The organism is Microbacterium sp. SL62, assembly GCF_026672635.1.
Classification (GTDB): domain Bacteria; phylum Actinomycetota; class Actinomycetes; order Actinomycetales; family Microbacteriaceae; genus Microbacterium; species Microbacterium testaceum_A.
The window spans coordinates 318711-331739 of the sequence record NZ_JAPPRM010000001.1 but is presented as its reverse complement, the minus strand read 5'-3'; the positions used below and the strand labels follow the sequence as shown (position 1 = coordinate 331739).

General features: G+C 69.4%; 10 protein-coding genes. 9 read left to right on the top strand and 1 reads right to left on the bottom strand.

Annotated elements, in window-relative coordinates:
- Window positions 1-71: 71 nt before the first annotated feature.
- The 4 genes from dnaK to OVA26_RS01425 all read left to right on the top strand — a co-directional run bounded on the left by dnaK (window position 72) and on the right by OVA26_RS01425 (window position 4092).
- Entirely contained in the window at window positions 72-1946 is a 1875-nt protein-coding gene (gene dnaK / locus OVA26_RS01440) for a molecular chaperone DnaK (protein WP_074694626.1), read from the top strand.
- 9 nt (window positions 1947-1955) lie between these two features.
- Window positions 1956-2573 (top strand): nucleotide exchange factor GrpE, encoded by a 618-nt coding sequence (locus OVA26_RS01435; RefSeq protein ID WP_074694627.1) that lies wholly within the window; start codon window positions 1956-1958, stop codon window positions 2571-2573.
- Window positions 2574-2581: 8 nt separating this feature from the next.
- Entirely contained in the window at window positions 2582-3562 is a 981-nt protein-coding gene (locus OVA26_RS01430; protein ID WP_056224719.1) for a DnaJ C-terminal domain-containing protein, read from the top strand.
- Window positions 3563-3654: 92 nt separating this feature from the next.
- Window positions 3655-4092, top strand: coding sequence for a heat shock protein transcriptional repressor HspR (locus tag OVA26_RS01425; protein ID WP_268102634.1), 438 nt, complete (start codon window positions 3655-3657; stop codon window positions 4090-4092).
- Between the two features lie 115 nt (window positions 4093-4207).
- Here OVA26_RS01425 and OVA26_RS01420 read toward each other — a convergent pair whose 3' ends face one another.
- Window positions 4208-4801 (bottom strand): hypothetical protein, encoded by a 594-nt coding sequence (locus OVA26_RS01420; protein WP_268102633.1) that lies wholly within the window; start codon window positions 4799-4801, stop codon window positions 4208-4210.
- Window positions 4802-4960: 159 nt separating this feature from the next.
- Here OVA26_RS01420 and OVA26_RS01415 point away from each other — a divergent pair, with 159 nt between their 5' ends.
- From OVA26_RS01415 to OVA26_RS01395, 5 genes are all read left to right on the top strand, one after another.
- Window positions 4961-6688 carry an ABC transporter ATP-binding protein gene (locus OVA26_RS01415; RefSeq protein ID WP_268102632.1) on the top strand — a complete coding sequence of 576 codons (1728 nt, stop codon included), beginning with the start codon at window positions 4961-4963 and terminating at the stop codon, window positions 6686-6688.
- Complete coding sequence (locus tag OVA26_RS01410; RefSeq protein ID WP_268102631.1) at window positions 6685-8862, top strand: ABC transporter ATP-binding protein; 2178 nt, start codon at window positions 6685-6687, stop codon at window positions 8860-8862. The genes OVA26_RS01415 and OVA26_RS01410 overlap by 4 nt, the downstream gene beginning before the upstream one ends.
- A 214-nt stretch (window positions 8863-9076) precedes the next feature.
- Entirely contained in the window at window positions 9077-10333 is a 1257-nt protein-coding gene (locus OVA26_RS01405; protein WP_268102630.1) for a glycosyltransferase, read from the top strand.
- Window positions 10334-10336: 3 nt separating this feature from the next.
- A complete protein-coding gene (locus OVA26_RS01400) occupies window positions 10337-11605 on the top strand; it encodes a glycosyltransferase (protein WP_268102629.1) in 1269 nt (422 codons plus the stop codon).
- Between the two features lie 318 nt (window positions 11606-11923).
- Complete coding sequence (locus tag OVA26_RS01395; protein WP_268102628.1) at window positions 11924-12928, top strand: GlxA family transcriptional regulator; 1005 nt, start codon at window positions 11924-11926, stop codon at window positions 12926-12928.
- Window positions 12929-13029: the final 101 nt, after the last annotated feature.

Genomic DNA, 13029 nt, shown 5'->3' with positions numbered 1-13029 from the left:
CAACCCGCGCAGAGACTTTCACCAGAACCCCGAGTGCGGCAACGGCCGCGCTCACAAGCAAGGAGACACATATGCCCCGTGCAGTGGGAATCGACCTCGGTACGACCAACTCCGTCGTGAGCGTGCTCGAGGGTGGCGAGCCCAAGGTCATCGCCAACGCCGAGGGTTTCCGCACGACCCCCTCGGTCGTCGCCTACACGAAGGACGGCGAGGTGCTCGTCGGCGAGACCGCCAAGCGCCAGGCCGTCACCAACGTCGACCGCACCATCTCCAGCGTGAAGCGCCACATGGGCACCACGTGGAGCTTCGACGTCGACGGCAAGAAGTGGACGCCGCAGGAGATCTCGGCCCGCATCCTGCAGAAGCTCAAGCGCGACGCCGAGGAGTACCTCGGTGACAGCGTGACCGATGCGGTCATCACCGTCCCCGCCTACTTCAACGACGCCGAGCGTCAGGCCACGAAGGAGGCCGGTGAGATCGCGGGCCTCAACGTGCTGCGCATCATCAACGAGCCCACCGCTGCGGCACTCGCGTACGGCCTCGACAAGGGCAAGGAAGACGAGCTCATCCTCGTCTTCGACCTCGGTGGCGGAACGTTCGACGTGTCGCTGCTCGAGGTGGGCAAGGACGACGACTTCTCCACCATCCAGGTGCGCGCCACCTCGGGTGACAACCGCCTCGGTGGAGACGACTGGGACCAGCGGGTCGTCGACTACCTCATCAAGCAGTTCAAGGACACGACCGGTGTCGACGTCTCGGGCGACAAGATCGCCCTCCAGCGCCTGAAGGAAGCGGCCGAGCAGGCCAAGAAGGAGCTGTCGAGCTCGACCTCGACCAGCATCAACCTGCCCTACCTGTCGCTCACCGACTCGGGCCCCGTCTCGCTCAGCGAGACCCTCACGCGCGCCAAGTTCGAGGACCTCACCAAGGACCTTCTCGACCGCACCCGCAAGCCCTTCTCCGACGTCATCCGCGAGGCCGGCGTCAAGGTCGACGACATCGCCCACGTGGTGCTCGTCGGCGGCTCGACCCGCATGCCCGCGGTCGCCGAGCTGGTCAAGAAAGAGACCGGTAAGGACGCCAACAAGGGCGTGAACCCCGACGAGGTCGTGGCCGTGGGCGCAGCCCTGCAGGCCGGTGTCCTCAAGGGTGAGCGTAAGGACGTCCTGCTCATCGACGTCACCCCCTTGAGCCTCGGTATCGAGACCAAGGGCGGCATCATGACCAAGCTCATCGAGCGCAACACGGCCATCCCGACCAAGCGCAGCGAGACCTTCACCACCGCCGACGACAACCAGCCGTCGGTCGCGATCCAGGTCTTCCAGGGCGAGCGCGAGTTCACCCGCGACAACAAGCCGCTCGGTACCTTCGAGCTCACCGGCATCGCGCCGGCTCCCCGCGGCATCCCGCAGGTGGAGGTCACCTTCGACATCGACGCGAACGGCATCGTGCACGTCTCGGCGAAGGACAAGGGAACCGGCAAGGAGCAGTCGATGACCATCACGGGCGGCTCCTCGCTGCCCAAGGAGGACATCGAGCGCATGGTGCGCGAGGCCGAAGAGAACGCGGCCGACGACAAGAAGCGCCGCGAGTCTGCCGAGACCCGCAACCAGGCCGAGACCCTGTCGTACTCGATCGAGAAGCTGATCAAGGAGAACGACGACAAGCTCCCCGCCGAGGTCAAGACCGAGGTGCAGGGCGATGTCGACGCTCTCAAGACGGCTCTCGCCGGTGACGACGACGACGCGGTCAAGACCGCGTTCGACAAGCTGAACGCCAGCCAGGGCAAGCTCGGCGAGGCCATCTACGCCTCGTCGCAGGCCGCGGGCGAGCAGGCCGACCCCAACGTGGGGCAGCCCGGCAACGGCGAGACGCCGAACCCCGAGGAAGACGTCATCGACGCCGAGGTCGTCGACGACGAGAACCCCGACGAGAACAAGAAGTAAGCAGAGAACATGGCACACAAGGACGACGAACAGCCCACGGGCTCGGGCGCCGGTCCTGACGAGACGGGGCCGGAGGAGAACACCTCCGGCCCCGCGCCGTCGGGCGACCAGCCTCAGACCGAAGGGACGGATGCCGATGGTCTGACCATCGACGACATCCTCGGCGCCGAGCAGACGCCCGAGGCGGCCGCAGAGGGGGCATCCTCCGATAAGGAGGCCTCGCTGCTGATCGACCTCAAGCGCCTGCAGGCCGAGTACGCCAACTACCGTCGGCGCACCGAGGAGCAGCGCGAGCGCGAGATCGAGCGCGCCAAGGGCGAGGCCGTGAAGGGCCTGCTGCCCGTCATGGACGACCTCGACCGCGCCGCCAAGCACGGTGACCTCGTCGAGGGCAGCCCGCTCTCGGCGATCGGCGACAAGGTGCGCGCCGTGGCCGAGCGCCTCGGTGTGGTGTCGTACGGCGCCGTGGGCGACGTGTTCGACCCGCAGCAGCACGAGGCGATCTTCCAGGCCCCCACCCCCGGCGTGACCGAGACCACGATCCTCGAGGTCGTCGAGGTCGGCTACCGCCTCGGTTCGGTCGAACTGCGACCGGCCAAGGTCGTCGTCGCCGTGCCGGCCGAATAGGAGGACCCATGGCGAGTCAGGACTGGTTCGACAAGGACTTCTACAAAGTCCTCGGTGTCGACAAGAGCGTCAGCGCTGCCGATCTGAAGAAGACGTACCGCAAGCTCGCGCGCCAGTACCACCCCGACTCGAACCCGGGAGACGCGAAGGCCGAAGCGAAGTTCAAGGAGATCAGCGAGGCCTACTCGGTGCTCAACGACCCCGAGCAGCGCGAGGAGTACGACCAGATCCGGGCCATGGGCTCGGGGGCGCGCTTCTCGGCTCCCGGGGCCGGAGCGGGCGGTGGCTTCGACGACGTCTTCAGCCGTTTCGGTCAGGGGCGGCAGGCGCCGTCGGGCGGCTTCGACGACTTCTTCACGATGTTCGATCAGCAGGGCGGCGGCTTCGGCTCCGGCCGGTTCGGTCAGACGACGGGAGGGTTCCGCGGCTTCGGCGGCCCGCAGAAGGGCGCTGACGTCTCGGCCCGCACGACGCTCGACTTCGTCACCGCGGCCAAGGGTGAGACCATCACCCTCGCGGGCGAGGACAACGTGCCGTTCAAGGTGAAGATCCCCGCCGGCGTGTCCGACGGGCAGAAGATCCGGCTGCGCGGGCGTGGACGCAAGTCCCCCGACGGTGGCGAGAGCGGCGACATCGTCGTGACCGTCGCCGTGCGGCCCCACCCGGTCTTCACGCGCGACGGACTCAACCTGCGCATCACCGTGCCGGTCACCTTCACCGAGGCCGCTCTCGGTGCGACGATCGAGGTTCCGACGCTCGGCGGCGACCCCGTGCGCTTGCGCGTGGCTCCTGGCACACCCTCGGGACGCGTGTTGCGCGTCAAGGGTCGCGGGATCTCGACCACCAAGGGCACCGGCGACCTGCTCGCCGAGGTCCAGGTCGCGGTGCCCACGCATCTCGACGACGCCGCGCGCGAGGCCCTCGAGCGGTTCCACGAACTGGAGCCGAAAGAGAATCCCCGCGCCGACCTCATGGCCAAGGCGCGATAGACACACGCGCGTCGCCGAGGTTCTCGGCATCCGATACGACAGGATGCCGAGAACCCGGCACCCGCATCCGGCACGACGAAAGAGGTGAAGACGTGTCCGAAAGAGAGATCGACGAAGACGCCCCGATCTTCGCCATCGCCGCAGCCGCCGAGCTGTCGAACATGCACCCGCAGACGCTGCGGCAGTACGACAGGCTCGGCCTCGTCGTGCCCGCGCGGACCCAGGGCGGTTCGAGGCGGTACTCGAGCCGTCACGTCCAGCAGTTGCGCGAGGTCGCGCGCCTGTCGGGCGAGGGGATGAGCCTGCCGGCCATCGCGCGCCTCCTCGCACTCGAGGAGCGCGTCCACGAGCTCGCTCGACGCGTGAACGACCTCGAGCGTCAGCTCACGATCGAGCGGCAGTCGCGCCCCGGTGCCCGCGTCTTCGCGGCCGGGGCCAGCGGTTCGGTCGTCACGCTGCGCCACGGAGCGCGCGTGCGCCGGGCCACCGACATCGTGCTGTGGCGTCCGCGCGACATGCACGGCGACTGACGCCGCCCCGCGCTGCGCGAGGTCTGTGCGCTGCGCGAGGTTCCTGGGCGTGGCGAAACGGGCCGGGATGCTGCGGGCGCGCCGGGCTTCGACGGGCTCAGCCACCCCTCCCGGCTCAGGCCGGGTCGATCCGCAACACGGTCGGCGCCTCGCCGACCTGCAGATCGTCGACCACTCGGATCGTGCGCGCCACGGCATCCACCTCGTCGATCACCGTGCCGAAACGCTGGCGGTCCGAGCACACCGCCGTGACGGTCACGAAGTGCGAGCCGGTGTCCCACGTGTACGTGGCGAACGGAGGCGTCGTGGGGTCGTTCGGCAGCGGCATCGCGAGCTTCTCGCCGACGCCGAGGTGCGGATTGCGGAACGACTCGGTGTCGTCGTACTCCATCGGCATCATCGCCCGGGCCGTACGCAGCTGCGGTGTGGCCTCCTGCAGCTGCGCCATGACGACGAGCAGTTCGGGGTCGCTCTTCCAGACCCACACGACCACGCGCCCGCCGGCGCGGCGCATGAGCAGGGGCGCCGCCTGGCTGAGGATCCACGCGAAGGCTCCACCGCCCGGGCGGGGAGCAGCGCCCGCGGCCTGATTGGCCTGGCTCAGCAGCATGCCGATCGCCGCCTTGCGGTGGCGTCGGCCGCGGAATCCGAGGGAGCCGGTCACGGGCACCCAGAGGTCGGCGGGAGCGTCGGCCTGCAGTCGAGACATGGGCTCAGCCTACGATCCGGCTCCTGAGAGGGGGATGCCGATGAGCCGCGTTCGCGATGAGAGAACGCTCCCACACGGCGAGGGGTCGCCGATGTCGGAGGTCAGTGCCAGGCTGGACTCCGCGGTCATCGCGACCGCGTCGATCTCTCGGAGGGCCTCGTGCTCGGCAAACTCCTCATCCGCTATCTCTCGCGCTATCGCTGGCTGCTGGTCGCCATCCTCGTCTTCCAGGCCGCGTCCGCGGTGGCGACGCTGTACCTGCCGCGACTGAACGCCGACATCATCAACCTCGGCGTCGCCCGGGGCGACACCGGGTTCATCTGGTCGCGCGGCGGGCTCATGCTCGTCATCTCGCTCGGCCAGATCGTGGCCTCGATCATCGCCACCTACTTCGCCGCCCGGGCCGCGATGGCCGCGGGCCGCGACATCCGCCTCGACGTGTTCGAGCGCGTGAGCGGCTTCTCCGAGCGCGAGCTGTCGCAGTTCGGCGCGGGGTCGCTGATCACCCGCAACACCAACGACGTGCAGCAGGTGCAGATGCTCGCGATGATGGGCGCCACCATGCTGGTCAGCGCCCCTCTGCTGGCCGTCGGCGGCATCGTGATGGCCCTGCAGCAAGACGTCGGGCTCAGCTGGCTCATCGCGGTGGCCGTGCCCGTCCTGGTGATCGTGGCCGGGCTCATCATCGCGCGGATGGTCCCGCTGTTCCGCAGCTACCAGACCAAGCTCGACGGCGTGAACCGCGTCATGCGCGAGCAGCTCACCGGCGTGCGCGTCGTGCGCGCCTTCGTCCGCGAGCGCATCGAAGAAGAGCGCTTCCGCGAGGCGAACACCGACATCCTCGTCGTCGGCCGCAAGGTCGGTTCGCTCTTCGTGCTGCTGTTCCCCCTCGCGATGCTCGTCCTGAACGTCACGGTGGTGGGCGTCATCTGGTTCGGTGGCATCCAGGTCGACGCCGGAGGGGTCGAGATCGGCACCCTGTTCGCCTTCATCCAGTACGTGGCGCAGATCCTCGGCGGCGTGCTCATGGCCAGCTTCATGACGGTGATGATCCCGCGCGCCGCCGTCTCGGCCGAGCGCATCGGCGAGGTCCTCGACAGTCGGTCGACGCTCGAACGCCCGGACAACCCGGTCGAGCGTCTGCCCGAGCCCGGCGCGGTGCAGTTCGACGGCGTCTCGTTCGCGTACCCGGGCGCCGAGTCGCCCGTCGTCTCCGGAATCAGCTTCGCCGCACGTCCCGGTGAGACCGTCGCGATCGTGGGTTCGACGGGAGCGGGCAAGACGACGCTCGTCTCGCTGCTGCCGCGGCTCTTCGACGTGACCTCGGGCGCCGTGCGCGTCGGCGGGGTCGACGTTCGCGAGGCCGACCTCGACGTGCTGTGGAAGAGCATCGGTCTCGTACCGCAGCGGCCGTTCCTGTTCAGCGGCACGGTGGCGTCCAACCTGCGGTTCGGCCGCGAAGAGGCCACCGACGACGAGCTGTGGCATGCCCTCGAGATCGCACAGGGTCGCGACTTCGTCGAAGCGATGGACGGAAAGCTCGAGGGGCGCATCGCCCAGGGCGGAACGAACGTCTCGGGCGGCCAGCGCCAACGCCTCGCCATCGCGCGGGCGATCGTCCATCGGCCGGCCGTGCTGGTCTTCGACGACTCGTTCTCGGCGCTCGACCTGAGTACCGACGCTCGATTGCGACAAGCTCTGTGGCGCGAGCTCCCCGAGGTGACCAAGATCGTCGTGGCTCAGCGCGTGTCGACCATCACGGGTGCCGACCGCATCGTGGTGCTCGAAGACGGTCGGATGGCGGGTCTCGGTACGCACGATGAGCTCCTGGCCACCAGCGCCACCTATCGCGAGATCGTCGAGTCGCAGCTGGGGGTCGAGGCATGAGCACCGTGGACGCCCTCACCGAAGAAGAACGCGCAGAGCTCGAGCTCGCCGAGCAGGCGCGGGTGAACTCCGGCAGCTGGGACAGCGTCGCGCCCGGCAAGGCGTCGAACTTCGGCCCGAGCTTCCGTCGCCTGATCGGCCTGCTCCGGCCATACGCTGCCGCTTTCGTGTTCGTGTCGATCCTCGGCGCCATCGGCGTCGTGCTCGCCGTGCTCGCCCCGCGCGTGCTCGGAGACGCGACGAACATCATCTTCGAGGGCGTCGTGTCGAAGGGACTCGCGCAGCAGTTCCCCGCCGGTACCTCGCAGGCCGAGGTGGTCGACGCCCTGCGGGCCGCCGGGCAGAACGACATCGCGAACATCGTCGGAGCGATGAGCAACTTCTCCGTCGGTGCGGGGGTCGACTTCGACGCCCTGCGCGTCGTGATCGTGACGGTGCTCGCGATCTACGTCGGCTCGTCGCTGCTGTCGTGGATTCAGGGGTACGTCATCAACGTCATCATGGTTCGCACGATGTGGCGCCTGCGCGAAGACGTCGAGGCCAAGGTCAACCGCCTGCCGCTGTCGTACTTCGACCGCGTGCAGCGCGGAGAGCTGATCTCGCGTGTCACGAACGACATCGACAACATCACGCAGACGATGCAGCAGTCCCTCTCGAGTGCGCTGACGTCGGTGCTCACCGTGGTGGGCGTGCTCATCATGATGTTCACCATTTCGTGGCAGCTGGCTCTCGTGGCCCTCGTCTCGCTGCCGCTCATGGCGGTGATCTTCGGCGTCATCGGTCCGAAGTCGCAGAAGGCCTTCGGCGAGCAGTGGAAGAAGGTCGGCCGTCTCAACGCGCGCGTCGAGGAGTCGTTCTCGGGTCACGCGCTGGTCAAGGTCTACGGCCGCGAGAAGGACGCCCGCGAGAAGTTCGAGGCCGAGAACGAAGAGCTGTACCAGGCCAGCTTCAAGGCGCAGTTCCTCTCCGGCATGATCATGCCGGGCATGATGTTCGTGGGAAACCTCACCTACGTCGGCATCGCCGTTCTCGGTGGTCTCATGGTGGCCGGAGGACAGATCCGTCTCGGCGATGTGCAGGCCTTCATCCAGTACTCGCAGCAGTTCACTCAGCCGCTGTCGCAGCTGGGCGGCATGGCCGCGGTCGTTCAGTCGGGTACCGCCTCGGCCGAGCGCGTGTTCGCCCTGCTCGACGCCGACGAGCAAGAGCCGGACTCGGCCGACGCTCCGGCGCACGTCGACGGCCGGGGAGTGATCGAGTTCCAGAACGTCCGGTTCTCGTACACGCCCGATCGCCCGCTGATCACCGACCTGTCGTTCCGCGTCGAGCCCGGCCAGACGGTCGCGATCGTGGGGCCGACCGGGGCGGGCAAGACCACGCTGGTCAACTTGATCATGCGGTTCTACGAGCTCGACGGCGGGCGCATCCTGCTCGACGGACAGGACATCGCCGAACTCCGTCGCGACGACGTGCGCTCGCGGACCGGCATGGTGCTGCAGGACCCGTGGCTGTTCGCCGGGTCCATCCGCGACAACATTCGCTACGGGCGCGAGAGCGCCACCGACGAAGAGATCGTCGAGGCCGCCGTCGCCACGCGCGTCGACCAGTTCGTGCACTCCCTCCCCGAGGGGTACGACACCGTGCTCGACGAAGACGCCGCCAATGTCTCCGCGGGAGAGAAGCAGCTCATCACCATCGCGCGGGCGTTCGTCGCCCGCCCCTCGGTGCTGATCCTCGACGAAGCCACGTCGTCGGTCGACACGCGCACCGAGCTGCTGCTCCAGCAGGCCATGGCGGCGCTGCGCGAGGGGCGCACCTCGTTCGTGATCGCGCACCGCCTCTCGACCATCCGCGACGCCGACCTCATCCTCGTGATGGAGCACGGCGACATCGTCGAGAAGGGCTCGCACGACGAGCTCATCGCGGTCGAGGGCGCGTACTACCGCCTCTACCGCTCGCAGTTCGAGCAGGCCAGCGCCGACATCGATGCGACGGAGGCCGAGGCGTCGTCGGCCGGCGACCCGCAGCGCACCTCGGCTACAGACGACGCCGTGGTGGTGTCGGCGCTGGCGGCTGCGGCATCCGAGGTCCCCGCTGCGGCCGGTACCGACGGGCCGCCGCGTCCGGCGCAGGGCGCGCCCGCGCCCGACGCGCGCCTCGACGGACAGCCGTAACGCCGACCGCCCCGCCTCGAAGCCCGCTCGGTCTGGCGCCGAGCGGGCTTCGTCGTGTCCGCGTCCGCAGAGACAACCGGCCGGGCTCCGATCAGGGCCGGCGATGCGACACCTGTGGAGCGCCCCAGAGCCCCGAAACCTGCTCGGGTACAGTGGACGGGCGCATGCACCTGCCTCTGCGAACCGACCGCCGCATAGATAGGCCTCACCCCTCGTGACCACTCCTGCGACGCCCGCCGATCCGTCCGAGCCCGCCGCGTCGACCGATTCTTCGGCTGCCCGCGAAGCGGCGCCGGCCCCCGATCGCCCCCTGCGGATCCTCATCGGCGCCGACACCTTCCTCCCGCACGTGAACGGCGCCGCGCGCTTCGCCGAGCGCCTCGCCGCCGGCCTCGTCGCTCGCGGCCACGACGTGCACGTCGCCGCCCCGAGCGTGGGCCACGGCAACGCGGGCACGGCGACCGAAGTCATCGAAGACCAGCCGATGACCATGCATCGGCTGCCCTCGTACCGCTTCCTCCCGCACGACTGGCTCACCTTCGTGCTGCCGTGGCGTTCGAAGCACTACGCCCGCATCCTGCTCGACGAGATCAAGCCCGACGTCGTGCACATCCAGTCGCACATCGTCATCGGTCGAGGCCTCGCGCGCGAGGCGCGCAAGCGCGGCATCCCCGTCATCGCGACCAACCACGTGATGGCCGAGAACATCCTCGACTTCACCACGCTCCCCGACTTCCTCGACCGCATCTTCGTCAAACTCGCCTGGGCCGACGCCGAGCGCACGTTCAAGATGACGCGCGCGGTCACGACACCCACGCGCAAGGCCGCGGACTTCCTCGAGTCGACGATCGACATCTCGGGGGTCATCCCGATCTCGTGCGGTATCGATCGGTCGAACTACCGCCCCGACCTCACCCCGCGCGACGCCAACCGCATCCTGTTCGTGGGGCGTCTCACGACCGAGAAGCACATCGACGTCGTGCTGAAGGCCCTTTCGCAGCTCGACCCCGCCCTCGACGTCACGTTCGACGTCGTCGGCGGTGGCGACCAGCGCGCCAAACTCGAGACCCTCGCGCAGCAGCTCGGTGTCTCCTCGCGCGTGACGTTCCACGGCCATGCGTCGGAAGAAGACCTGCGCACGCTCTACTCGCGGGCCAGCGTCTTCGCCATCGCCTCGATCGCGGAGCTGCAGTCGATCGCGACGATGGAGGCCATGGCATCCGGTCTGCCGATCGTGGCGGCGAACGCGGTGGCGCTCCCGCACCTCGTTCACGAGGGCGAGAACGGCTACCTCTTCGAGCCGGGCAACGCCGACGAGCTCGCCGCGCGCCTGACCGATGTGCTCACGGCCGCGCCCGAGGAGCGCACGCGCATGCAGCAGGCGTCGCTCGATGCGGTCGCCGTGCACGACATCAACCGGACGCTCGACACCTTCGAGGCGCTCTACCGCGGTCGGCCGCTGCCGGAGTAACCCGTGCACGTCGTGATGTTCGCCGACCAGCACCTCGAGTCGCTCGGCGGCGCGCAGGTGTCGATGCGCTTGCAGAAACGCTTCCTCGAGCGCGCGGGTCACGTGGTCACGGTCGTCGCGCCGCGCCCGCACCGCGAGAGCGCCGGCGACGCGGCCTACCTCGACCTTCCGTCGATCGCGATCACCCCCGACCGCGAGTACGCCCTCACCTGGCCGGGCGTCCGGACGGATCGATTCCTCGATGCCGAGATGGGTGCGCGTCTTCCCGTCGACGTCGTGCACGTGCAGGCGGACTTCTGGGGGGCGTTCATCGGCCACCGGTACGCCGCGCGCCACGGACTGCCCGTCGTGCACACGATGCACAACCGCGTCGACGTGGGGATCGAGGCGACCGCGCCCTTCCCGGGCCTCGTGCTGCGGGCCCTCAACGCCTGGGCGCGGCGGGTGCTGCCCGGGGGCGCCGCCGACCGCGCCGGAGTTCGCGGGAGAGCAGTCGATTCAAGCACGTCACCCCGGGGTACCCGCGAAGGCACGGGTCCGTCGCGCGGACCGGCCGACGGGTGGGCGTTCCTGCGTCAGCTGGCCCGACTCTCGCGGGCGGTCACGGCGCCCTCGAGCCACTTCGCCCGCCGCCTCGAGGCGCACGGCGTCGCCGAGGTCGTCGACGTGATCTGGAACGGCATCGACGACGACGTGCTCGACGCCGCCCTGAGTGCCGAGGCGTCGGAACGCCGACCGGGCCGACCGCGTTTCATCTGGCTCGGACGCATGAGTCCCGAGAAGCGTCTGCTGCCGTTCCTCGAAGCGGTCATCGCGTCGGGCATCGAGGCCGAGGTCGAGATCGTCGGTGGCGGGTCGCAGCTTCGTGCTGCGCGTCGCCTCGTCGAGCGGTCGTCGCCCGCGGCGTCCATCATCTTCGCGGGGCGACTGCCATACACCGAGACGCTCCGCCGACTCGCCGACGCCGACGCGGTGGTGCAGACCTCGATCGGCTTCGAGACGCAGGGCATGACCGTGTTCGAAGCGGCCTCGCTCGGAACCCCGGCCGTGGTGAGCGACCCCGACATCGCGGCGGAACTGGGCTCGGGGGTGTGGGCGGTGACGGATGCCACGGTCCCCGCCCTCGCCGAGGCGCTGCGCGGAGCGGCGGCCGACATCGTCGCGGGCACTCCGGCGGTGCCCGACCCGTCGATCGCGGAACGGTTCCGTCAGTCCTCGCGGACGGCGGCGATGGTCGACGTGTACACGCGCGCGGTCGCTGAGGGGCGCTGAGCCGACGCCGCGAGAACGACGGCGGGGGCTTCGGCGACGCGCCGGGGTGTCGGCATCCCGGAACGGCGTGTCTCTCGCGCCGCCCGCCGTCGTGTTCGCGGTGCGGCCGGCCGGCGGGGCGAACACGACGTGGGTCGGTGGGGATCCGGCCGTACCCGTCGGTGCGGACGAGCCACACGGTTCCGACGATGCCGGCGACGGCCAGGATGCCGAGAGCGATGAAGTAAGCCATGACCGAAAAGCTACGACTGGAGCAATCCGGCCACGAGTGGCATGATGGTCGGCATCCGTCCGATTTCTGCCACACCGGAGGTTTTCATGCGATCGGTCGCCGTCGTCACCCAGCCGGGGTTCGCTCCGTTCGAGTTCGGTCTCGCGTGCGAGGCGTTCGGCCTCGATCGCAGCGATGACGGGATCCCCAACTTCGACTTCCGCATCGTGGCCCCCGACCCCGGCGTGGTCCCCTCGAACATCGGGTTCTCGATCAACGTCGAGCACGGTCTCGAGGCGGCTGCCGATGTCGACATCCTCGTGCTCGCGCCCATTCCCCGGGAGCAGTGGGATGCCGTCGACCCCCGCGTGATCGAGGTCGTCCGCGCGGCGCACGAGCGCGGCGCCTGGCTGTTGAGCGTGTGCAGCGGGTCGTTCGTGCTCGCGGCATCCGGTGTTCTGGACGGAAGACGCGCGACGACCCACTGGCGCTACGCCGACACCATGGCGCGCATGTATCCCCGCATCGAGGTCGACCCCGACGTGCTCTACGTGCAGTCGGGCAGCATCATCACCAGTGCCGGGACGGCGGCCGGGCTCGACGCCTGCCTGCACCTGCTGCGGCAGGAGCTCGGCTCAGAGCTCGCCAACCGCATCGCCCGTCGCATGGTCGTGGCGCCCCAACGCGACGGGGGGCAGGCGCAGTTCATCGCGTCGCCCATCCCGATCGACACCTCGCTCTCGCTCGCCCCGGTGACCGAGTGGATGCTGCAGAACCTGGATGCCGAGCTCTCGGTCGACCGGCTCGCCGCTCGCGCCCACATGTCGCCGCGCACCTTCGCTCGGCGGTTCAAGGCCGACCTGGGGGCCACGCCGGCGGCGTGGCTCGCGCGCCAACGTCTGCTGCACGCCCAGCGACTGCTCGAAGAGACCGACCTCGGCCTGGACCGCATCGCGGCGGAGTGCGGGTTCGGGTCCGCGGCGGTGCTGCGACAGAACTTCGCCCGCACGATGGGGTTGACCCCGACGGCCTACCGGGCGCGGTTCTCGTGCGCGGGGGAGGCGGCATCCGGCTCCGTCGTGGCGGCGACCGCCGAGCCCGTCCCGGCCTGAGTCGCGCCGCGCGCGGGCCCGCGCGCCGCCCTCCCGCGGGGAGCTTAAGGTCCCGGCATCCATTGCTCTCCACCCGCCTCGCTGCTAAACTTGAGTCAACG

Excerpts from the sequence above, each read along its gene's own strand:
- dnaK (WP_074694626.1), top strand. The coding sequence starts at position 72 with ATGCCCCGTGCAGTGGGAATCGACCTCGGTACGACCAACTCCGTCGTG.
- OVA26_RS01435 (WP_074694627.1), top strand. The coding sequence starts at position 1,956 with ATGGCACACAAGGACGACGAACAGCCCACGGGCTCGGGCGCCGGTCCT.
- OVA26_RS01430 (WP_056224719.1), top strand. The coding sequence starts at position 2,582 with ATGGCGAGTCAGGACTGGTTCGACAAGGACTTCTACAAAGTCCTCGGT.
- OVA26_RS01420 (WP_268102633.1), bottom strand. The coding sequence starts at position 4,801 with ATGTCTCGACTGCAGGCCGACGCTCCCGCCGACCTCTGGGTGCCCGTG.
- OVA26_RS01410 (WP_268102631.1), top strand. The coding sequence starts at position 6,685 with ATGAGCACCGTGGACGCCCTCACCGAAGAAGAACGCGCAGAGCTCGAG.
- OVA26_RS01395 (WP_268102628.1), top strand. The coding sequence starts at position 11,924 with ATGCGATCGGTCGCCGTCGTCACCCAGCCGGGGTTCGCTCCGTTCGAG.